The sequence below is a fragment of the Thalassospira sp. SN3W genome (genome assembly GCF_038070535.1).
In the GTDB taxonomy this organism is placed as follows: Bacteria; Pseudomonadota; Alphaproteobacteria; order Rhodospirillales; family Thalassospiraceae; genus Thalassospira; species Thalassospira xiamenensis.
The window spans coordinates 921620-944108 of record NZ_CP121124.1 but is presented as its reverse complement, the minus strand read 5'-3'; the positions used below and the strand labels follow the sequence as shown (position 1 = coordinate 944108).

Annotated in this window: 20 protein-coding genes and 2 tRNA genes; 14 read left to right on the top strand and 8 right to left on the bottom strand. The window is 55.4% G+C overall.

Annotated elements, in window-relative coordinates:
- Positions 1 to 21 precede the first annotated feature (21 nt).
- Together P8T57_RS04175 and asnB are read left to right on the top strand one after the other, a co-directional pair.
- Positions 22 to 294, top strand: a complete 273-nt coding sequence (locus P8T57_RS04175) for a ribbon-helix-helix domain-containing protein (RefSeq protein ID WP_007089671.1) — start codon at positions 22 to 24, stop codon at positions 292 to 294.
- Positions 295 to 2214: an asparagine synthase (glutamine-hydrolyzing) gene (asnB, locus tag P8T57_RS04170; protein ID WP_341364681.1), complete on the top strand. Its 1920-nt coding sequence runs from the start codon at positions 295 to 297 to the stop codon at positions 2212 to 2214.
- Between the two features lie 149 nt (positions 2215 to 2363).
- Here the strand turns inward: asnB and P8T57_RS04165 are convergent, their stop codons facing one another.
- Complete coding sequence (locus P8T57_RS04165; RefSeq protein ID WP_341364680.1) at positions 2364 to 3458, bottom strand: response regulator; 1095 nt, start codon at positions 3456 to 3458, stop codon at positions 2364 to 2366.
- Positions 3459 to 3734: 276 nt separating this feature from the next.
- Here P8T57_RS04165 and P8T57_RS04160 point away from each other — a divergent pair, with 276 nt between their 5' ends.
- The 9 genes from P8T57_RS04160 (at position 3735) to P8T57_RS04120 (ending at position 13746) form a co-directional block, all read left to right on the top strand.
- Positions 3735 to 4637 (top strand): MurR/RpiR family transcriptional regulator, encoded by a 903-nt coding sequence (locus P8T57_RS04160; protein WP_341364679.1) that lies wholly within the window; start codon positions 3735 to 3737, stop codon positions 4635 to 4637.
- Entirely contained in the window at positions 4634 to 5995 is a 1362-nt protein-coding gene (locus P8T57_RS04155) for an aspartate aminotransferase family protein (RefSeq protein WP_341364678.1), read from the top strand. The genes P8T57_RS04160 and P8T57_RS04155 overlap by 4 nt, the downstream gene beginning before the upstream one ends.
- Positions 5995 to 6825, top strand: a complete 831-nt coding sequence (locus P8T57_RS04150) for a 3-keto-5-aminohexanoate cleavage protein (protein ID WP_341364677.1) — start codon at positions 5995 to 5997, stop codon at positions 6823 to 6825. The genes P8T57_RS04155 and P8T57_RS04150 overlap by 1 nt, the downstream gene beginning before the upstream one ends.
- Before the next feature lie 207 nt (positions 6826 to 7032).
- Positions 7033 to 8010: a TAXI family TRAP transporter solute-binding subunit gene (locus P8T57_RS04145; RefSeq protein WP_007089664.1), complete on the top strand. Its 978-nt coding sequence runs from the start codon at positions 7033 to 7035 to the stop codon at positions 8008 to 8010.
- Positions 8011 to 8218: 208 nt separating this feature from the next.
- Complete coding sequence (locus tag P8T57_RS04140; protein ID WP_341364676.1) at positions 8219 to 10810, top strand: TRAP transporter permease; 2592 nt, start codon at positions 8219 to 8221, stop codon at positions 10808 to 10810.
- Positions 10811 to 10824: 14 nt separating this feature from the next.
- On the top strand, positions 10825 to 11253 hold the full coding sequence (locus P8T57_RS04135; protein WP_007089662.1) for a universal stress protein: 429 nt from the start codon (positions 10825 to 10827) through the stop codon (positions 11251 to 11253).
- Between the two features lie 90 nt (positions 11254 to 11343).
- Positions 11344 to 11679: a hypothetical protein gene (locus P8T57_RS04130; protein ID WP_181849986.1), complete on the top strand. Its 336-nt coding sequence runs from the start codon at positions 11344 to 11346 to the stop codon at positions 11677 to 11679.
- Between the two features lie 317 nt (positions 11680 to 11996).
- Entirely contained in the window at positions 11997 to 12866 is an 870-nt protein-coding gene (locus P8T57_RS04125; RefSeq protein WP_341364675.1) for an SUMF1/EgtB/PvdO family nonheme iron enzyme, read from the top strand.
- Positions 12867 to 13005: 139 nt separating this feature from the next.
- Positions 13006 to 13746: a hypothetical protein gene (locus P8T57_RS04120; protein ID WP_341364674.1), complete on the top strand. Its 741-nt coding sequence runs from the start codon at positions 13006 to 13008 to the stop codon at positions 13744 to 13746.
- A gap of 75 nt (positions 13747 to 13821) precedes the next feature.
- Here the strand turns inward: P8T57_RS04120 and P8T57_RS04115 are convergent, their stop codons facing one another.
- On the bottom strand, positions 13822 to 14217 hold the full coding sequence (locus tag P8T57_RS04115) for a c-type cytochrome (protein WP_037992286.1): 396 nt from the start codon (positions 14215 to 14217) through the stop codon (positions 13822 to 13824).
- A 265-nt stretch (positions 14218 to 14482) separates the two neighbouring features.
- Here P8T57_RS04115 and P8T57_RS04110 point away from each other — a divergent pair, with 265 nt between their 5' ends.
- On the top strand, positions 14483 to 15619 hold the full coding sequence (locus P8T57_RS04110; RefSeq protein ID WP_063092613.1) for a DUF2336 domain-containing protein: 1137 nt from the start codon (positions 14483 to 14485) through the stop codon (positions 15617 to 15619).
- Between the two features lie 132 nt (positions 15620 to 15751).
- Here the strand turns inward: P8T57_RS04110 and P8T57_RS04105 are convergent, their stop codons facing one another.
- The 6 genes from P8T57_RS04105 to P8T57_RS04080 all read right to left on the bottom strand — a co-directional run bounded on the left by P8T57_RS04105 (position 15752) and on the right by P8T57_RS04080 (position 21054).
- Entirely contained in the window at positions 15752 to 17143 is a 1392-nt protein-coding gene (locus tag P8T57_RS04105) for a TRAP transporter large permease subunit (RefSeq protein ID WP_007089656.1), read from the bottom strand.
- A gap of 23 nt (positions 17144 to 17166) precedes the next feature.
- Positions 17167 to 17757: a TRAP transporter small permease subunit gene (locus P8T57_RS04100; protein ID WP_007089655.1), complete on the bottom strand. Its 591-nt coding sequence runs from the start codon at positions 17755 to 17757 to the stop codon at positions 17167 to 17169.
- 114 nt (positions 17758 to 17871) lie between these two features.
- On the bottom strand, positions 17872 to 18933 hold the full coding sequence (locus P8T57_RS04095; protein WP_007089654.1) for a TRAP transporter substrate-binding protein: 1062 nt from the start codon (positions 18931 to 18933) through the stop codon (positions 17872 to 17874).
- Between the two features lie 665 nt (positions 18934 to 19598).
- Positions 19599 to 19675: transfer RNA gene (locus P8T57_RS04090), tRNA-Pro, on the bottom strand.
- A 204-nt stretch (positions 19676 to 19879) separates the two neighbouring features.
- Positions 19880 to 19956, bottom strand: a tRNA-Pro gene (locus tag P8T57_RS04085).
- A gap of 87 nt (positions 19957 to 20043) precedes the next feature.
- Entirely contained in the window at positions 20044 to 21054 is a 1011-nt protein-coding gene (locus tag P8T57_RS04080; RefSeq protein WP_341364673.1) for a polyprenyl synthetase family protein, read from the bottom strand.
- A 234-nt stretch (positions 21055 to 21288) separates the two neighbouring features.
- Here P8T57_RS04080 and P8T57_RS04075 point away from each other — a divergent pair, with 234 nt between their 5' ends.
- Positions 21289 to 21546 (top strand): DUF2007 domain-containing protein, encoded by a 258-nt coding sequence (locus tag P8T57_RS04075; protein WP_007092411.1) that lies wholly within the window; start codon positions 21289 to 21291, stop codon positions 21544 to 21546.
- A 43-nt stretch (positions 21547 to 21589) separates the two neighbouring features.
- Entirely contained in the window at positions 21590 to 22372 is a 783-nt protein-coding gene (locus P8T57_RS04070) for a methyltransferase (protein ID WP_341364672.1), read from the top strand.
- Positions 22373 to 22489: the final 117 nt, after the last annotated feature.

Sequence of the window (22489 nt, the reverse complement as noted above, 5' to 3'; positions counted from 1 at the left end):
ATTGGGAAGATATACAGGCCGATGAGCAGCGACGTTCGAAAAAGATCTGTGACAATTGCCGGACACCGGACGAGTTTCTCGCTTGAAGATGCATTCTGGTCCGAACTTCAGGGCATCGCCACACGGCGCGACATGGCAATTGCCGAACTGGTGGCCGAGGTTGACGAAGGCCGCGACGGTAACCTGTCAAGCGCCTTGCGGTTATATGTGCTGGCGGATTTGCAGGGGCGGTTGGGGCGGGATCGTGACCCTGATATGCCATCGGGTCACGAAGAAGCACCGGAAGATCAATAAATGTGTGGACTGGCAGGGGCGACAGCCAGCGGGGAGCAACCACGTGTTCACGCAGCACTGCATGCACTTGCCCATCGGGGGCCGGATGGTGAAGGGTGCTGGTCTGATCCCGCGGGTGCGGTAACGCTTGGCGTGCGTCGGCTGATCACGACCGATCCGGGGGCTGCGGCAAATCAGCCCCTGATTTCACCCGATGGCCGGTTTGTTCTGGCGTTTAACGGTTATATTGCCGGGCATCGGCGGCGTATTTCATCCTTGCGCCAAGATGGTTTCACTGTTGAAAGCGACAGTGATGCGGCGCTGTTTCTGACGGTTCTTGGTAATGCCCTGCGTGATGGTGGTGATCCTGCCAAACCGCTTGGCGATCTGTCCGGGCAGTATGCCTTTGCGCTTTGGGATTGCGCCTTGCGGCAGCTTTGGCTGGGGCGTGATCCGGTCGGGATAAAGCCGCTTTATTTCGTGGAGTACGGCAGTGGCAATGTGGCTTTCGCGTCCGAGATTGCCGCCCTGCGATGCATCGTACCGACCATGCCGGACCAGAATGTTTTTCCGCATTATCTTGCACATCTGTTTGTCCCGGCACCGGCGACCGGCTTTGCCGATATCCGGCAGTTACGGCCGGGGGAGCCGATCTGCTGGCAGGATGGCAAGATTGATAGCCGGATGATCCGGCCAGCCACTTGCCACCGATATGACGGCGAAGACGCAGTTGCCGATCTGCGCGGGGCCATTCGCCAGTCGGTGGCCGATGCGATGGATGCGGACCGTAATGTTGGCATGCTTTTGTCCGGTGGAATGGATAGTGGTGCGATTGCCGCGATGGCGTGTGATGTCGCGCGTGAACGCGGGCAAAAGCCGCCACCGGGATTTGTCATGCAGTTCCGCGATGCCGGGATGGATGAAACACCACGTGCGCGGCAATTGGCAAAACATCTGGGGACGGAGCTGCATGTCGTCGTGGCACCTGACGGGCCCGAAGAAATTCTGGCGCATCTGAATGATGGCCTGCGGGCTTTTGGGTCGCCCTTTGGCAATCCGTCGGTTGTTTTGATGCAGGCGCTTGGTGCGGCGGTATCAAGGCACGTGCCGATCTGTCTGGCAGGGGATGGCGGGGATGAGCTGTTTGGGGGCTATCCGCGCTATCAGGCGGCCGCGATATTCGGCGCGTGGCAGTCTGTTCCGGGTTTCATCCGACGAAAGATGGCAGGCAATATTGCCCGGTTGCTGCCGCGCGGGGGGGCGCGGTTTGTTCGGGGCGGGCAGGGCGACGCACAAAGGGCGTTTCAATACTGGAATGATCGTTGTGGATTGGCGGAATTGGGCGCGCGGTTAGTGGTACCCGAAGATTTGTCAGAAGGTGATTTGTGCGATCAGATGATGGCGTTTGACCGACGGGTGACATTGCCGGGCAATCAGCTTGCGATGTCGGACCGGTGTGGCATGGCGTACGGGCTGGAATACCGGGTGCCATTGCTTGGCCATGAGGTGATGGCAATTGCCAAAAGTGTTTTGGCACAGGGGCATCTGCGTGGCGGGGCCAAGTCGTTATTGCGTGCGGCCATCGCGCCGATGATGCCGGATGGTCACCTGAGCTCAGCTAAAGTCGGGTTCAATCCGCCGGTGGCTGACTGGCTGGCGAAGCTTGGGGGGCTTTTGTGGGGGCGCGAGGCCCGGATTATCGAGATGCTGTTTGCCGATCTGCCGATACGGGATCGCACGCGGCAGGATTACTGGCGCAGGGCAACACGGCATGGCGAGCAGGATATGGCGCTTGGCCTTTGGGCGCTAATCGTATGGCGGATCTGGCAGATGCATCTTGCAACGGATCGCCGGGCAGAGATCATGCGTGCAAAAGGCAGCGTAGATGGATCGATAAAGGCAGTGGTTCAGGAAAAAACGGTGCCCAAGGCCGCGATATGAAAATCGTGCATTTGGTTTGGGCTGGGGGCTTGGACTGAGGTTTTTGACGAGGTTTGGGGCTCAGTCCTTAATTCTGCCTCAAGCCTAAGCTTGGCCCCGGCCTCGGCAATAGGTGTGCCCGGGGTGGCGAGAGTTGTCGTGGGGGCAGGCTATTGAGGCCCTTGCGGATTGCCCCAGCCGCGTGAACGGCGGTAAAGATTAAGCGCGGTCAGGGCCGTTGGTGCCAGTTGCACCACCTGGCGTGACAGGGCAAGGATGCGGCCTTCGTCGATATCGTCTTCTTCAAAGAAATTCTGTGTGACCCCGCACAAATCGGAAAGCTGGCGCAAGCCAAAGGTACCCGAGGTGCTTTTGAGCACATGGACTTCGTCCCGGACGGTTGCGAGGTCGTCATTTGACAGCGCGTTGTCAATTTTGACCAGACGGGTTTCGGTTTCATTGATGAAAAGGTCGATACCGCATGATGCGCCTTCGTCCCCGGCGTCGGCATAAAGCTGTTCGAGGGTGCGGATATCAAGCACCGGGCTTGAGGGGGGATCAAGGCGTTCCGGGCGGGTGATGCGTGCCCCCTTGGATCGCAATACCGGCGGCGGCGAAAGACGCGGGGCGGAAGCCGCACCCTCCGGGGACCGGCTGATGAGGTCGCGGATGGTATCAAGCAGCTTGGTGCGCTGGATCGGTTTGTTGATAAATTCATCAACCCCGGACTGACGCGCAATGACGTTCCAGTCGCGCGACTGATGGGCAGACAAGGCAATGATGGGGGTATGGGCAACCGGCCCCTGCATGTGGCGGATGCGGCGCGTCGTATGCAAGCCGTCCATATCGGGCATTTCAACATCCATCAGGATCAGATCGGCCGTAACCCCGCGACGCAGCATGTTCAGAACCGTCTGTCCGTTGGTGGCCTCGACAATGCCGTATCCTTCGGCTTGCAGGATGCGGCGCGCGACCATGCGGTTGCTTTCGCTGTCATCGGCGATGATCACGGTGCCGATTTTACTGTCATTGGCCGATGCCGGAAGGGCAATCGGGTGGGGATGCTCCGCCTGCGGCTTGACGAAGCAGACGGAAATCATGCCACCGTCAGCGAGTTCCGTTTCGGAAAACAGCAGGTCTTCTTCGGCAACGCCGGTAATCAGCTGTTCCCACGCCGGGTTCGCATAGATGATCCGTTCATTGCTGTCAAAAAGAGCGATGCCCGCACTTGTCTGTGCCAGTGCATCGATGATCTGATTATTCATTGGCCACCTTATCGATTCGGTGCCCAGTCCCACATCGCGAATGTAGATTTATATCTTTATATGAAACGTAAACGTTCCTGCCGCGAATTTGGTATTGTTACATCTTTTTCTTATAAGTCCATGGTTTTTACCAATTGCAGCCTTAAGGGGTACTGCGGCCATGAAACATTTTGCGAAACAAACGTTTCATTAAATCATGTAATTGAAACATTCGTTGCAAATCCTGTGGCGCTGTGGCGTAGTTTTCCGATCAATTGATCACAGGAACCCGGGAAAATGGGTGTTTACACCGATTTGCGCGAAAAGCTGATTTCCGATTATGCGACACTGAGCCCGCAAATGCAGAAGGCGGCGCGCCATATCCTTGATCATCCCAATGATGTGGCCCTGCGTTCGATGCGCGCCCTTGCACGGGCGGCCAATGTGCCACCCAGTACGGTTACCCGCCTGATGGCAGCCATCGGTGTCGATACCTGGCAGCAGTTCCGCGATAGTTACCAGAACCGGTTGCTTGACCTGCCGGCAAGTTACGCACACCGGGCGCGCGCGTTGCAAAACAGCGAAGCCGATATCCATCGCGATGCACATCTGCTGCAAAGCATCGCGCAGGCCGAGATTGCCAATATCGGTCAGGCATTCGGGCCGGAAATGTGCGAACGCATGAAGGACGCGTGTGAACATATTGCGCGCGCCCGTCAGGTTTTTGTCGTCGGGCGTGGCGCGGCCTATCCGGCGGCGTATCAGTTTGCCTATGCCTATCGGCTGTTTAACGAAAATGGTGTTCTGGTTGACGGGCATGCAGGGGCATTCGGGGACCAGTTGCGCGGGATTGGCCCGCGGGACGTTCTGATTGCCGTCGGGGCAAGGCCCTATATTCGCGATACGGTGCGCGCGGTCGCGTTTGCCCGCAAACAGCATTGCCCGGTGATTGCGGTTTGCGATTCGGACGTTGCGCCGATTGCGGTCGATGCGGTTGCAAAGCTGGTCGTATCAGACAGTTCCCCATCCTTTTTCCAAAGCTTTACCACCAGCGTTTCGGTCATGCAGGCGCTTGTCGCCCTTCTGGTTGCGCGCGGCGGTCAAAAGGTACTGCAACGGATTGCCGTTGCGGAAGAACAACTTGCGGCTTTCGATACCTATCATCAAGAAGCCGCCTCCACCCGGAATTCCCGATCATGAACCAGCCCCACAGCCAGCCCGAAACCTATGTCCTTCATCGCAGCAGTCTTGCGACCCCGCCGCGTGCGGTGCGGGGCGAAGGTATTTATATCTTTGATCAGAACGGCAAAAGTTATCTGGATGCCAGCGGTGGTGCCGCGGTTTCATGCCTTGGGCATTCCGACCCGGTGGTGCGTGCGGCCATGCATGCCCAGATTGATCAGATTGCCTATGCCCATTCGGGTTTCTTTTCCACCGATGCGATGGAAGAACTGGCCGAGGACCTTGTAACCCATGCCCCCGAAGGCATGGCAAAGGCGTATTTCGTTTCGGGCGGGTCGGAGGCGACAGAGGCGGCGCTTAAAATGGCGCGGCAATATTTCCTTGAAATCGGGCAGCCGGACCGGAAATACGTGATTGCGCGCCGCCAGTCTTATCATGGCAATACGCTGGGCGCGCTTTCGGTTGGCGGGAATATGTGGCGTCGCAAGCAGTTCGAGCCGCTGCTGATTACGGCAAGCCATATCGCGCCCTGTTATCCGTATCGTGACCAGTTGCCGGGCGAAAGTGACGCGGCGTATGGTTTGCGGGTCGCCAACGAACTTGAAACCGCGATCCTTGAACTGGGGGCCGACAGCGTTGCCGCCTTTGTTGCCGAACCGGTTGTCGGCGCAACATCGGGTGCCTTGGCCCCGGTGCCGGGTTATTTCAAACGCATCCGCGAGATTTGCGATCAGTATGGTGTGCTGCTGATCCTTGATGAAGTCATGTGCGGGATGGGCCGCACCGGCACCCTGCATGCGATTGAACAGGAAGGCATTTCGGGTGATTTGCAAACCATCGCCAAGGGGCTGGGTGCCGGATATCAGCCGATTGGTGCGATCCTGGTGTCGAAGAAAATCGATGACGCGATTGCCAATGGATCGGGTTTCTTTCAGCACGGCCATACCTATCAGGGGCATGCAACCGCCTGTGCCGCGGCCCTTGCAACCCAGCGAACCATTCGCGAACGCGACCTTTTGACCAATGTGATCAGGCAGGGCGAATTGCTGGCCGATGGATTGCGCGAACGGTTCGGGCAACATCCGTTTGTGGGGGATATTCGCGGTCGGGGATTGTTCCGGGGGCTTGAGCTGGTCGCGGATCGCGAAACCAAAGACCCGTTTGATCCGGCGCGCAAGATCAACGCCAAGATCAAGAAGGCAGCCTTTGCGCGCGGGTTGATGGCCTATCCGATGGGCGGCACGATTGATGGCGTGCGGGGTGACCATTTGCTGTTTGCGCCGCCCTTTATCGTGACCGGGGATGATGTTGCAAGGATCGTTGATCTGTTTGAATTGGCGATGAATGACGTGTTTACCGCCGAGGGGCTTTTGTAATGTCTTATGGTGAAACCCCGTTTCTGATCGCATCGGCCCCCAATGGGGCGCGCAAAACCAAGGCCGATCTGCCCAGCATTCCGATAACCCCGGCCGAACTGGCCAAGGAAGCCGCCAACTGCAAGGCCGCCGGGGCGGCAATGATGCATCTGCATGTGCGTGATGATGACCAGAAGCACAGCATTGATGTGGGCCGGTATCGTGAAATGCTGACCGAGGTGCGCGCAAGTGTTGGTGATAACATGCTGTTGCAGGTCACGAGCGAAGCGGTCGGCATGTATGGTGCGCAGGATCAGATGGCGATGATCCGCGAACTTGTGCCCGAGGCGGTATCGATTGCAGTGCGCGAAATTGCGCCGGAAAATGCCGATCTTGATGAACTGCGCGATTTCTTTGCCTTCATGCGCGAGGCGGATATCCTGCCGCAATTCATCCTGTACGCGCCAGAAGACGTGATCCGGTTCAACCAGCTTGTGCGTGATGGTGTCATTCCGGGTGAAAAGCTGCCGGTGCTTTATGTTCTGGGCCGGTACACCACGGGGCAGGTATCCGATCCCAAGGACCTTTTGCCGTATCTTGGGACGTCGCCCTTTGTGTCGGAATGGATGATGTGCGCCTTCGGGGCACATGAAAATGCCTGTGCGTTGACGGCGGCCGGATTGGGTGGCCATGCGCGCATTGGTTTTGAAAATAATCATCTTTTGGTTGACCGTTCGGGTGCGGTCGACAATGCTGCTTTGATCGTTCAGGCGCGCGAAGGCGCGTATCTTATGGGTCGGACTGTTGCGACCGGCGATCAGGCGCGAAAAATCATGCAACCGCAGTGGTAGACTTTGGCGCGCCAATGAAAACAGACTGGTTACCTGACATAAAAGTATCAGGGGGTTTCGGGGTTATAGGGTTTCAATTCTTGGGGCTCGTCATTATAATCCCCTCGCTGAAACATCTGATTTATCTGATGTTTCCATGTTTTTCCGCCACATCCTCGCGGTGTGGTTGAAAACTTTATAACAGGGTGTAATAGGGAGCTAATCCTGATGAAGAAACTTATTGCTGTAGCGGGTGCCATTGCCACCTTGGCTGGTGCGTCGCTGTTCGCCGGACAGGCATCGGCACAGGAAAACCGTTTTATCACCATCGGTACCGGTGGCGTGACGGGCGTTTATTATCCGACCGGTGGTGCAATCTGCCGTCTGGTGAACAAAGACCGTAAAGAGCATGGCATTCGTTGCTCGGTCGAGTCCACTGGTGGTTCGTCCTACAACATCAACACCATTCGTTCGGGCGAACTGGATCTTGGCGTTGCCCAGTCTGACGTTCAGTACTATGCCCTGAATGGTGAAAAAGCATTCAAAGACGTCGGCCCGTTCCCGGAACTGCGTGCTGTCTTCTCGATCCATCCGGAGCCGTTCACCATTGTTGCCCGCGCTGATTCCGGCATCAAAACCTTTGATGACCTTAAAGGCAAACGTGTCAATATCGGTAACCCGGGTTCGGGTAGCCGCGACACCATGGAAATCGTGATGAACGCCAAGGGCTGGACCCTTGACGATTTCGCACTGGCATCCGAACTGAAGCCGGCTGAACAGTCGCAGGCGCTTTGCGATAACAAGATCGATGCGATGCTTTATGTCGTTGGTCATCCGTCCGGTTCGATTCAGGAAGCTGTATCTTCCTGTGATTCTGTTCTGGTCGAAGTTGCCGGTCCGGAAATCGACAAACTGGTTGCCGATAACCCGTATTACCGTGTTGCCACCATTCCGGGCGGCATGTATCGCGGTAACCCGGACGACGTTCAGACCTTCGGTGTCGGCGCGACCTTCGTGTCCTCGACCGCAACCGATGCGGACGTCGTTTACAATGTTGTCAAAGCAGTCTTTGAAAACTTCGAGGATTTCAAAAAGCTGCACCCGGCTTTTGCGATCCTCAAAAAAGAAGAAATGGTCAAAGACGGCCTTTCGGCACCGCTGCATGACGGCGCTGTCAAATACTTCAAAGAAGCTGGCCTGATGTAAGTCAGGTTGAAACGGGGGGCACGCCGTGCCTCCCGTTTTGTTTTCTTCCGTCCTGCGGGCATCTTAAAAAATTTGATCAAAATGGCGCACAATGATGTGCCGATATGCTCCGTGGGCGACCGGGTAAGTGTCGACGGAGGTTTTTTGTTTCTGGGCTATCGGTTTGGGCCGCCCGAAACAGAAACCGCGTTCAGACCGGGAGTTTGCAATGACCGACGATAAAAGCGCGACACAGGGTCCATCGGACCAGGATCTTCAGGATCTGATCGCGGAAAATGATACAGGCGCACGCCAGCCGACCGGCATGACGGCAATAATTTTGCTGTATGTTGCCGTGGCCTGGTCGCTGTTCCAGCTGTGGCTGGCATCGCCACTGCCCTATATTGTCAGTTTTGGGGTTTTCAATTCGACCGAAGCGCGGTCGATCCATCTGGCTTTTGCCGTGTTCCTGGCATTTCTGGCCTATCCGGCTTTCAAGAATTCACCGCGAAGTTATATTCCGGTTTTTGACTGGGTCCTGGCGGCTGCCGGGGCATTCTGTGCTCTTTATATCTTTATTTTCTACCGCGAGCTGTCATCGCGTCCGGGCTTGCCGATCACGCAGGATCTTGTGGTGGCCGGTGCCGGTCTGGTGCTGTTGCTTGAAGCAACGCGCCGCGCACTTGGTCCGCCCCTTATGATCGTGGCCATGGTGTTCCTTGCCTATGTGTTCTTTGGCAATGCGCCGTGGGTGCCCGATGTCCTGCAATGGGCGGGTGCAAGCTTCTCCAAGGCGATGTCGCATCAGTGGATCACCACCGAAGGCGTGTTCGGGATTGCGCTTGGCGTTTCGACCAGCTTCGTGTTCCTGTTTGTGCTGTTTGGCTCGTTGCTCGATAAAGCCGGGGCTGGCAACTATTTCATCAAGGTGGCGTTTGCCGCCCTTGGTCACATGCGTGGCGGTCCGGCAAAGGCTGCCGTTCTGGCATCGGCAATGACCGGGTTGATTTCAGGCTCCTCGATTGCCAATGTGGTGACGACGGGCACATTCACCATTCCGTTGATGAAACGTGTCGGTTTCTCGGGCGAGAAGGCCGGTGCGGTCGAAGTCGCATCGTCGGTCAACGGGCAGATCATGCCGCCGGTCATGGGGGCTGCGGCCTTTTTGATGGTGGAATATGTCGGTATTCCGTATCCGGAAGTCATCAAGCATGCCTTCCTGCCAGCGACGATTTCCTATATCGCGCTGATTTATATCGTCCATCTTGAGGCGCTTAAGGCCAATATGAAGGGCCTGCCGAAACGTCAGACATCGACCGTGCAGCAAGTGCTGATGCGTTCGCTTCTGTTCGTGCTGTCGCTGGTTATTCTTGCGGGTGTGATTTACTACGCGATCAATTTCCAGAAACAGATATTCGGTAACGCGGTGGGCTGGATTGTCGCGGTCGAATGTGCCGTGATCTATTTTGCCGGTCTGTATTATGCGGCGAAATATCCTGATCTTGAACTGGATGATCCCAACAAGCCGGTGCTGGAGCTTCCGGCGCTGGGCGAAACCGCCAAGTCCGGCCTGCATTATCTGCTGCCGGTCGTGGTTCTGGTCTGGTTCCTGATGATCGAGTTGAAATCACCCGGATTGTCGGCCTTCTGGGCGACGGTTCTGATGCTGTTCATCATGCTGACCCAGCGCCCGGTCAAGGCGTTCTTCCGCAAGCAGCCGGACTATATGGCCAGTGTGAAGGAAGGCATTGCCGATGTGATTGACGGTTTTGCCACCGGGGCGCGCAACATGATCGGGATCGGGGTTGCGACCGCGGCGGCCGGTATCATCGTGGGTACGGTGTCGCTGACCGGGATCGGTCAGGTGATGGTCGAATTCGTGGAACTGATTTCGGGCGGCAATCTGATGCTGATCCTGATCTTTACCGCGATCATCAGCCTGATCCTTGGCATGGGGCTTCCGACCACGGCGAACTATATCGTGGTGTCGAGCCTGATGGCACCGGTGATTGTTGAACTGGGGGCTGCGAACGGCCTGATCGTGCCGTTGATTGCGGTGCATCTGTTCGTGTTCTATTTCGGCATTATGGCCGATGTGACACCACCGGTTGGTCTGGCATCCTTTGCCGCCGCCGCGGTTTCAGGGGCCGACCCGATGAAGACCGGCTTTGTCGCGTTCTTTTACAGCATGCGTACCGCCGTTCTGCCGTTCCTGTTCCTGTTCAACACGCAGCTTCTGCTGATCGGGCTTGATCATCCGTTTGATGTGGTGATGGTGATCTTTGTCGCGATTGTTGCGATGCTGGTCTTTGCCGCAGCGACGATGGGGTATTTCTTCACCCGCTCTAAACTGTGGGAAAGTGCGGCACTTCTGCTGATCGCCTTTACCCTGTTCCGTCCGGGTTTCTGGCTTGATCTGCTGGAGCCGCCCTATGAAAACCTGCCCGCGACCGAGATTGTTGAAAAGGCGGCCGATATGCCCGCCAATACCAGCATTCTTCTGGATGTCGAGGGCATCAGTCTTGAAGGCGACGAAGTCAGCAAATCGGTGATGTTGCCATTGGGGCCGGAAGCATCGGGTGAAGATCGTCTTTACAATGCGGGCATTGCGGTTCGCAACGAAGACGGCAAGGTCTTTATCGATGATCTGGTATTTGGTGGTCCGGCCGAGAAAGCGGGACTTGATTTCGACTTTGAAATCACGGCGATCAAGATCGAAGCCGACCGCATGCCCAAAGAGGTGTTCTTTATCCCGGCGTTTATTCTGCTGGGCGGGATCATCGTATTGCAACGCCGTCGCCGTCGTGCCGAAGCGGCCTAAGGAGGGCCAAGTCCATGTATAAGGATATTCTGGTTACAGTGGATCTTGATCACGATCTGTCCTGGAAAAAAGCCATTCCGGTCGCAATCAAGCAAGCCCAGGCATTCAATGCACGCCTTCATGTCCTGACCGTGGTTCCCACGGTCGGGATGTCGATGGTCGGGCAGTTCTTTCCGAAGGGTTACGAGAAAAAGGTTCTTGATGCCTATAACGAAAGACTGCACCAGTTCGTTTCCGAACATATTCCGTCCGACCTTAAGGTTCAGCATATCGTGGGACAGGGCACGGTCTATGAAGTGATCCTGAAAATGGCGAAAAAGACCAATTGCGATCTGATCGTCATCGGGGCACACCGCCCGGAATTGAAGGATTACCTTCTGGGGCCGAATGCCGCGCGGGTTGTTCGCCATGCCGATTGTTCGGTGATGGTGGTTCGCGACTGATTGCTATCGTTCCGGACAGACACGAAAAAGGGGCAGCGCCAAAAGCACTGCCCCTTTTGCATGGTCAGGACGACGGATCGGCCCGGTTATTTGGCTGCACAGGGATTTGCCGCACACGGATTGGCAGCGCAGGGGTTAGCCGCCGCGCAAGGATTTGCAGCACAAGGGTTGGCCGCGCACGGGCTGCAGGGATTGACGACCTTTTTGGCCGCGCACGGGTTTGCGGCACAGGGGTTTGCAGCACAGGGGTTGGCCGCGCAAGGATTGGCTGTGCACGTCGCGACTTCGGCGGTCGGTGTCGGAAGCGGGGCCGCCATTGCCATCGGGGCTGCCATGACAAGGCCGGCACCAACGGCAATCGCGGGCATCAGGGCCGACTGGGAGAAGAAGCTGGATTTTTTGGACATTGATTGCCTCACTGATTAAGCGTTCATTTCGATCTGACTTAGGGACGTTTGAATGTTTTTCGTCCGATGCAGGCCAATATGCGCCAAATCAGGTCGCCCGGAACGTCACATGGTTTCACTGTTATGTGAGAGAGCCGTGTTAGAGAAGCGGTCAAAATATGCCAACGGTTGAATGAGTCGCGAACAATTCATGTTTGATTTTTTATGCTTTGGTATCAAAACGATTGAAAAACCGATAGATTTTACGCATTTAAGAAATCAGGGATACGGGGAGCGGAGCATGGCGTACGGTTGAATAAACCGTGAGAACAGCCATCACGGAGACCGGAACAGACAATGAAAAAACAGCAGAGTCACATGATCGGCGGGCTTTTTGCGACCGTTTTGGCCGCGATGTCGTTGCCTGGTTCTGTGCAGGCGCAGTCCGCGGATGTACCATATGCCGATGTGGCGGAAATTCCGGCCGGTTGGTTCTTTCAGGGGTCGGATGCGATTGAACGGCAATATGCCTATCAGATTGATGAGCAGGTCTATGGCCATGACATCAGCCGCCGGAATCGCTGGTACGATGTTGAAGTCGATAAATGGCACATTTATCTGCCCGACTATTTCATCATGAAAACGCCGGTCACCAATGATCAGTATGCCGCCTTTGTCCGGGATACCGGTCGTGAAGCGCCCGATATCAGCGAGGAAGACTGGGAAAGTCTTGGTCTGATTTACGGATATGACGCGACCCGTCCCTTTGCATGGCAGAATGGCGAACCGCCGCGTGGCAAGGGCAATCATCCGGTTGTTCTGGTGTCGTGGCGTGATGCCCAGGATTATGCCACCTGGCTAAGTTCGAAAACCGGCATCAAGTGGCGCATCCCCGAAGAAATCTATTGGGAGAAGGCGGTTCGTGGTGCGGACGGCATTTTCTATCCCTGGGGCAATATTTATGACCCGCTGCAATTGAACAGTGCCGATCGCGGCCCGTTTGATACAGTCCCGGTGGGACAGTTCGAACCCGGACCTTATGGGCTGTATGACGGGGCGGGGCAGGTGTTTGAATGGACGGCCACCAGTTTGCAAGCCGGATACCGTATTGTTAAGGGTGGATCTTGGGATGATCGGGGATGCGGTGTTTGCCGCCCCGCCGCCCGCCATGGCAGGCCGGAACATATGCAGCATATCCTTATCGGATTTCGGTTGATGCATGAATAGTGGCCTGTTTTCGAAGCAGGCTTGCACATTGTGACAGAATCACTAATTCTTGAACGGGATTAATTGGCCGTCATGGTCATGGACGGGTTATTTCTGCCGCTGCGGATAGGATTCTCATCGCAAGGTTACTGGTGTTGGAATGACCGAAATTGCAATTGACTGGACATCGCTTCCGACCGGACGGCTTGAACGGATGCTGACTGCGGGACGCGATGTTATGGAATGCCACCGGGTCTTGACGGTGACCGGCGATAATATTGTCGGTGAACTGATCAAGACGGCGGGGCCTTTTTATGAATGGACGCACTATCCCGAAGGGGATGTGTATGACCGCAATTCGCACGCCCAGTTTTATTATCATGCCCATCCCAAAGACGAACAGCGCAGTTGGAACGAGCATGGACACTTCCATACCTTCCTGCGACCGCGCGGCATGCCGTCCGGGTCAAAGCCGTTACCGATTGAGGGATTTGACTATCCCGAAGGGCCAAATGACGCGTTGTCGCATCTGGTTGCGGTATCGATGGATGAATACGGTTTTGCCCAGCGTCTGTTCACCACCAACCGCTGGGTGACCGGCGAAGTCTGGTATGACGGCGAAACCGTGATCAATATGCTCGAAAACTTCATCATTGATCATGCGCAACCATCCTGGCCGGTAAATCGCTGGATATCGGGGATGATCTTTTTGTATCGGCCGCAAATCGAACAGCTGATCCGCCTGCGTGATATGACAATCAACGAATGGCGTGAAAAGCATCCTGATTGCGATGTTTACGAAGATCGCGAACTGGAAGTTACATCGACCATCGATATTCGGGTCGAGGAGCAAATCCGCGCGATCACCGAGGAACTTGGTCGGCGACGCGCCGCAGCGTGATATCTTCGCACACATGAAAACGGCCAATGCAGAAGCACTGGCCGTTTTTTATTCCGGTACCGGATATCGAAAGGCTTAGTGCGCTTTCAGATATTCGATGACATCGGCAATTTCGTCTTCTTTTTTCAGCTTGAAGGTCATCTTCGAGCGTTCTTTCGAACCCGAGATTTCGCTAAGCTTGGCTGACGGATCCTTAAGATAGTCAACCAGGAAGGCTTCATCGATGGTGAAACCTTTTTCACAAGCAGCCTGATAGCCTTTGCCATATTTAAAGTCGGCGACATGGCCACATTGCGCACCAAAGGCCCCTGCCAGCGATGGTCCGACCTTGTTCTGGCCAGGTTCCACACTGTGGCAGGCAGCGCATTTCTTGAAAACTTTTTCGCCTTTTTCGGCATCACCAGCCATTGCCGGTGCCATGCCGAGTACGGCCAGGGTGGCGGCGATGGTAAGTGTTTTGGTCAAATTCATATTGCGGCCTCTCATGGTCTGCGGTGGTAGGGTCCCCACTACATTGTGTCGTTGGTTGCTTCACAAGTGAACCGAAAAACATCAACGGAAGCAAAAATTCGCTTTTCGTTAAAAAAGATCGGCTTACTGTTGAGTTTCCCGAATTCGACACGACATTTACCACATGCAGGAACTGAATAATTTGCGTTTAGTCAATCGGCCCTACGGTGTATAAAGAATTACAAATGGTTGGCAGCCGATTGCTTAGCGTGCCGGGAGAACTCCATTGCCGCGTATAACCAAAGAAGATCTTAACAATCTGATCCAGGATCCTTCCGGGAAGAATCGTGCGGAAACGGCCGAGAAAATCAGCCGTGAATTTTCTGCTGAAAGCCTGAGTGACAGCGAACGTCTGCTTGCCGAGGATATTTTCCGGCTGATGGTGCGTGACGCGGAAGTGCGTGTGCGCAAGGCGCTGGCCAAGAACCTTAAGCAGACCCCGCTTGTGCCCCACGATGTTGCAGCGACCCTTGCACGCGACGTTGATGATGTGGCCCTGCCGATCCTGAAATTTTCCGAAGTTCTCAATGATGAGGATCTGGTCGACATTATCGGCGACAATGCCGACAGTGTTGAAAAACAGCGTGCCATCGCATCGCGTCCGCATGTGTCGGAAATCGTTTCGGCAACCCTTGTCGATATCGGTCATGAAGACGTGATGGTCGATCTGATTTCCAATGACGGCGCACAGATCAGTGAACATTCCCTGCAAAAGGTTGTGGATGAATTCGGCGAGAACGAGCGCATCCAGAAGCCGATGATCGAACGCAATCATCTGCCGATCACGATTGCCGAACGGCTTGTGACGCTGGTGTCTGACCGGATGCGATCCGAACTGATTGCGCGCGGCCACATCCCCGAGGGGATCGTGAATGCGGTCATGACCCAGTCGCAGGAAAGTGCGACCATCGGCCTTCTGGGGGATGGCGCGGAAGAACGCGATGTCGAGCTTTTGGTCGAACATCTTCACACCAACAACCGTCTGACCAGCGGTCTGATCCTGCGTGCGCTTTGCATGGGCGATGTTGCCTTTTTCGAAGCTGCCCTTGCGCGCCGTGCCGGGGTATCGCTGATCAATACCCGCATTCTGATCCATGATAGCGGCCCGTTCGGGCTTGAAGCGATTTACAACAAGGCCGACATGCCTGCTCATTTCTTCCCGGGGGTTCGTGCCGCGGTTGAAGTCGCGCGCGAAACCGACCTTGATGGCGGGGAACGTGATCGGGAACGCTATTCGCGCCGGATGATCGAACGGGTTCTGACCCAGTATGGTGATCTTGGTGTCGAGTTTGACTCAGACGATGTCGATTACCTGATGGGCCGCATGCTGCAATTGCCAAGCGAGCGGAACCTTCAGCCGTAACCCTAACCAGCAAGCAGCTTCGTGATCTTGCAGCCGCCCGTTTCGGGCGGTTTTGCTTTGTCTGGTGTGCCTGATTGCGGGCAACAAAAAAGGCACCGTTTGCACGGTGCCTTTGATGTGACAGACATAAGCCTATTCAAGAATGGTATTTGGCATCCACAGCGCCAGTTCCGGGAAATACATTACCAGCAACAGCCCGATCACCTGCAGGATGACAAAGGGAATGATGCCTTTGTAAATCTGCTGGATGGTGATCGATTTCGGTGCGACGCCCTTAAGATAGAACAGAGCAAACCCGAAGGGCGGTGTCAGGAAGCTGGTTTGCAGGTTGACCGCAACCATGACGGCAAACCAGGTCAGAACCTGTGTCTCGGTCGGGCCAATCCCGGCAACGGCAAGGTGATCGCCGAAATCAAGCTGTGCAATGACGGGTGCAAAGATCGGCAACACGATCAGGGTGATTTCGACCCAGTCGAAGAAGAAGCCAAGTATGAACACGATCAGCATCAGCAGGAACAGAACGCCCCACGCCCCAAGGCCGGCGCTATCGACCAGATCGATAACCAGGTCATCCCCGCCCAGTGAACGGAACACATAGGAAAAGACGGTTGCACCGGCAAACAGGAAGAACAGCATCGCCCCGGTCAAAGCCGACCGTTCGCAGACGTCCTTAAGCACATCCCATTTCAGGCGCCCCTTGACCAGTGCCAGGAAGGTCGCGCCTACCGCACCAACGCCTGCGGCCTCGGTCGGGGTGGCAAAACCGGCAAAGATCGATCCCAGCACCAGCACAATCAGGAAGACCGGCGGGATGAAGCTTCGCACCATCATGCGCAGCATCTCCGTGCCATGGACCGCTTCGGCATCGGGCAGGGGCGGGGCAAGATGGGGCTGCATCTGGCAACGCACGAAGATATAGATGGTATAAAGCGATGCCAGCAACAGACCCGGAATGATCGCCGCCAGAAACAGGTTCCCGACCGAAACCGACAGAAGGTCGGACATCAGGACCAGCATGATGCTTGGCGGGATCAGAATGCCGAGCGTTCCCGATGCGGCAATCGTCCCGGTCGCAAGCGACGGATCATAATTGCGGCGCAGCATGACCGGCAGGGCAAGCAGGGTCATCATCACAACCGATGCTCCGATGATGCCGGTGGTGGCGGCCATGATCGTACCCATCAGGGTAACCGAAAGTGCCAGACCCCCGGGAACCTTGCGCATCAGAACGTTCAGGCATTCAAGCAGGTCTTCGGCAACGCCGCTTTTTTCCAGCATCGTGCCCATATAGATGAACATCGGAACGGCAACCATCACCATGTTTTCGGCGATGCCACCCCAGATGCGCGATACGATGTTGAAGAATTCAATGAATGAGAAGACGTCATAGGCCATGCCAAGGAAGCCAAAGGCGATCCCGATGCCCGAAATGACGAATGCGACCGGTAGCCCCGAGAAGACCAGAATGCCCAGCGAGGCAAACATGATCAGCGGAAACCAGTCTTCGATATAGAAGTTTTCCATTTGGAATTATCCCCGTTCCGCAATCAGTCTTTGAGCCTGGCGGCTTCGTTGCCAAGGTCTGCGTGATGTGTTGCGCCGACATAGTGGCCCGCACGGCTGCGCAGGTTGCTGGGGCCGAACACAAAGACATAGCATTTCAGGAAGACCGAAAAACCGGCCATGGCGAGAAGGCCGAAGCCGATGGGGATGGTTGATTTGATGAGCCAGCGATGGGTCAGCCCCGTGGTCGAGGCAGAGACTTCGTGGTTTTCGAAGGATCGAAGGACAAAATCATAACCAAAATAAATCACCAGTGCGCAGAACGGCAGAATGCAGATAATCGCGCCGATCATCTCGACGATGGCGCGTGTGCGCGGGCGTAAATTGTCACGGATCAGTTCGATGCGGACATGAGAGTCACGAATATAGCCAAAACCGAAACACAGCATGAACAGGCCGGTATGGAGATGCCATTCCAGTTCCTGCAGCTTGATGGAACCCTGACCGCCGAATTTACGCTGGATCACGTCAAACATGATCGTCAGCATCAGCGGAATGGCAAGCAGGGCGGCCCATTTCCCGATGCGGGAAACGATGGCATCAATGCCGTCACTCAGTTTTAGTAGCGCTTCCATTAAAAAGCCTCCCGGGTCTTTTCTTAATCGCGGTCAAGGCCGGGGCCATTGGCGCCCGGCCTTGCCGAGACTTTTTTGTGGTCCGACACAAGGTCGCATCAGGACCGGGAAAGATTAATCGAGATATCCGATGTCTTTCCAGATTTTGTAATTGGCACGGAAGCCCTGCAGGCTGTCATAGGCTTCTTTGAAGTCGGCATCCTGTGCAGCAAGTTCGCCTGCGACTTCTTCCCATGCACCGCGCATGGCATCAAGCATTTCAGGCGACCATTTCTTGATGTTCACGCCTTTTTCCTGAAGTTCTTTCAGGGCTGCGAACTGGATCGCTTCACCTTCGGCGAAACCATAAGCCAGGTTGTCGTTACAGACGGCTTCGATCTGTGCCTGCTGGGTCTTGTCAAGACCTTCCCACTTCTCCTTGTTGATCATGAGATCGAAGAAGGTGGATTGCTGATGCCAGCCCGGGAAATAGTAGTATTTGGCGACCTGATGGAAGCCCAGTTTAAGGTCGATCGCCGGCATGGAGAATTCGGTCGCGTCAATCGTGCCGAGTTCAAGTGCCGGATAGATGTCGCCAGCCGAAAGAAGCTGGGTCGAGACACCAAGCTTTTCCATCACTTTTGCGCCCAGACCAAAGAAGCGCATTTTCAGGCCTTTAAGGTCTTCAACCGTGTTGATTTCCTTGGAGAACCAGCCCGATGCTTCCGGTGCGATCAGGCCGCAGAACAGCGACTTGATGCCATGTTCGGCGTAAAGCCGGTCAAAGATTTCCTGACCGCCGCCAAATTTGACCCATGCCAGATATTCACCAGCCTGCGGACCAAACGGAACGGCACCGAAAAGCTGAAGTGCCGGAACCTTGCCCGCCCAGTAACCCGGGGTGGAGAAGGCGGCATCGATGGAACCGGTTGAAACCGCATCAAACACTTCAAGTGCCGGAACAAGTGCGCCCGGCTCATAGAATTTAATCTGAATGTTGCCGCCGGAAACCTCGTCGATCTTTTCGTCAACGCGTTTGCCAAGCGTACCAAGCTGGGTCAGGCTGCCCGGATAGGTCGAGCCCATTTTCCAGCGAACACGATCAGCAGCATCCGCATCAGGCGCAACCGTCGTCAAAGTAGCCGCTGCAAGTACGGCCACACAGGTTGCAGATTTCAAAAAACTAGAAAATTTCATTCGTAGCTTCCTCCCTAAGAAGTCCGAAATTGGTATTACCACGTCGGGGCGATAACCGCCTTTTGCTTTTATTATTGCTGGCGAAAACGTCCCGTTCCTCTTGTTGCAGGGCGAAGCTTAAGCGTATTTCGCAAGTATGAGCAAGTTTGTTTCGCCCGCTACGCAAGAAAATATCTTCGCGAACGCACAAAAATGACTTGATTTCGCTCAAAAAACCGGGATTTCCGCATGGAAATGCGTATTTATACGGGGTTCAGCATATTGCATATCTCTCATTTAAAGTTGTTATGGCAGAAAGGCCCGGTAACCCGCGCTATGGTTGCGAATCGATTGGCAGAACAACTGCTTTCGGATTGTTGACGGGCTGTGGTGCCGTCATGCGCAAGACTGGCAAGGTGAGGGGAATCGATGCCAAAGCATGATGAGAAAGTTTGCACTTGCGAACGGTAATGCGAATTTGTTGCGGCGCGGCGCGGCGCAATGCAGCCGAGATGGTTTGATTTGATGAAGAACCGGTTTGCGAAGGGCTTTCTGATCAGCCGTGCGGAAAGAGGACCTTGTGATGCCGGCACCCGATATAACGCATGGTTAAGGCGGGGCATGTCAGGCGGGGAAAGTATCCGGAAATGAAAACGGGAAGCCTTTGAAAAAGGCTTCCCGACTGATGGTCGGAGCGAGAGGATTCGAACCTCCGACCCCTGCCTCCCGAAGACAGTGCTCTACCAGGCTGAGCTACGCTCCGTCAGTGGGCGGTTGTTTAGCCCGTCTTCAGGGCTGGATCAAGCATAAACCGGTCGGTGGGCCTGAAAAACTTTGCCGTTTTACGACAGATGATTTCACGGTTGCGCGGTGTGGGCATCAATCGCTTTGTGGGTGAATTCGGCGGGGTTTGTGCCAATACGCAAAAGGCCCCGAAACGTAAAACCGTTTCAGGGCCTTTGAATGATGGTCGGAGCGAGAGGATTCGAACCTCCGACCCCTGCCTCCCGAAGACAGTGCTCTACCAGACTGAGCTACGCTCCGTCATTCTGCGAAGCCGGGTGATAATCCCAAATACCGACCGACGCAAGGATTTTTTGCGCCAATCCGCCGGGACCCCGGCATGCGATATCAGTATGGGCGCGAAATGCAGAACTCGACCGCTTCGATCATCGCATCCTTGATCTGGCCATCGTCAAAGCGCGTCAGGGTATCAATGGCAAGCTGGCCAAATTCACGCGCACGATCCATCGATGCGCTAAGCGCGTCATATTTGCGAATCAGTTCCTGCGCGCGATCAAGATCGCCATCCTGGAAATCCTGATCTTCCATGCAACGGCGCCAGAAGGCCTTTTCCGCGTCGTCACCCTTGGCATAGGAAATGATCACCGGCAGGGTCACCTTGCCGTCACGGAAATCATCGCCAACGGTTTTGCCAAGCGTCGCCTGATGGGCGGAATAATCCAGAACATCGTCGATCAGCTGGAAAGCCGTGCCAAGATAGATGCCATAAAGGCGAAGGGCTTCTTCGTCCTCCGCCGAACGATTGGCAATCACCGCCCCGATTTGCGACGCAGCCCCAAACAGGGCGGCGGTTTTGGCGGTGATGACTTCAAGATAGGCTTCTTCGGTTGTCGCCATGTCATTGGCGGTCGAAAGTTGCAGAACTTCGCCTTCGGCAATGACGGCGGACGCCTTGGCAAGGATATCAAGAACCTTGAGCGAACCGTTTTTGACCATCACGACAAAGGCGCGTGCAAACAGGAAGTCACCGACCAGAACGCTGGCTTCGTTGCCAAACAGGGCATTGGCCGATGCCTGACCACGGCGCAGCAGGCTTTCATCAACGACATCGTCATGCAGAAGCGTTGCGGTGTGGATAAACTCGACACAGGCCGCAAGATCAACCGCCGATGTGCCGCCCTGATAGCCGCAAAGCTGGGCTGATGCCAGTGTCAGCATCGGGCGCATGCGCTTGCCACCAGCAGCGACAAGGTGGCTTGCCAGTTGCGGGATCAGCGCGACTTCGCTGTGCATGTTGTCAATGATGACCTGATTGACGCGCTTCATGTCGGCATCGACAAGGCGGATCAGGGAGTCCAGGCTGGGTTCGGTCGTCTGCTGCGTTGCGATATTGGTCACGCTGTAATCCGAAACAATTTCTCGCGTATTGACCCCGCCCACCGGGACGGGTAACGCTGATTTCAGTGGGCGGCCTCAACATAGAGATGCCGGGTGGTGACGGTCAAGTGGACAAATGGTTGCCAGACAGGCAACAATAACCGCTTTGCCGTCATTTTTACCCGAATATGTTCTGCCACACACATATATATGGATAACATAAACATACAATAACAACCGGGGCGCATAAATCGCATGATCGAGCTATTTCGCAGCAACGACCCGATCGAGCTCAGCTGGGCGCAATCGGTTCTCGCCGACGAAGACATCGCCAGCCATATTTTTGATTACCACGCCAGCATTCTCGAAGGATCCATCGGCGCATTGCCAAGGCGTTTGATGGTGGCCCCCGAGGAAGAAAGCCGGGCCAAATACATCCTTGATATTGCCAGACGCGAACTTGATGCGCATAACGCACAGCATGATCCCGATACCGAGGAAGTCCAGGACTGAAAATCAGTCCGACATCGGCAAGGTTGCAGGAATTAAGGCATTTATGACCCGAACCGATAGCGCATTTCATGTTCCCGATTTTGCGGAAGAACGCATCAGCCACGATTTTCTGCTGGGCGGTTCGGTGACGTTAAAACAGCCGGTCGATGGGTATCGCGCGGCTGTCGATGCGGTTTTGCTGGCGGCGTCCGTCTCGATCAATTCCAGACGCGATCAGAAAATACTCGATGTCGGGGCGGCTGTCGGATCGGCCGGGCTGTGCGTCGCACGCCGTCTGCCCGATGCCGAAGTGACCGGGGTGGAGTTGCAGGACGATCTCTATGCGCTGTTTTGCCGCAACATTGTCGAAAATGATCTTGTTGGCCGGGTAACGCCGGTTCATGGCGATATCAATGACCGGTCCTTGCCGCTGGTGGCCGAAAGTTTTGATCAGGTGATTTCAAACCCGCCCTTCTATGCCGGGGGAACGCGCCCCGCCAATGAAAGCCGGGCCAAGGCGCATCAGGAAGGCACGGCTGATCTCAAGGACTGGATCCATTTCTGCCTTAAGATGGTGCGCCAGAAGGGCCGGATCACCATCGTACACCGGGCGGATCATCTCGACCGGATCATCGGGCTTTTGCACGGTCGGGCAGGCGACATGACCATCTATCCGGTCTGGAGCAAGGCCAGTGCCGATGCACCGCTTCGCGTGATTGTCTCGGCGCGCAAGGGCGTTTCATCGCCGGTTACCCTGCGACGCGGAATTGTTTTGCATGACGAGGCCGGGGCTTATCTGCCTGAATGCGAGGAGATTTTGCGGGGGCCTCTGGGGCTCCGGATATAATTTCTGCAAATTATCCAGGTATCGATCACTGCTATCTCTCGGCTTAGTACAAGCTTAGACGAGTAATGGCGTAGCTTTATTGTATTTGGTTGATTTCAAAGCTCTTCCCGCTAGGCA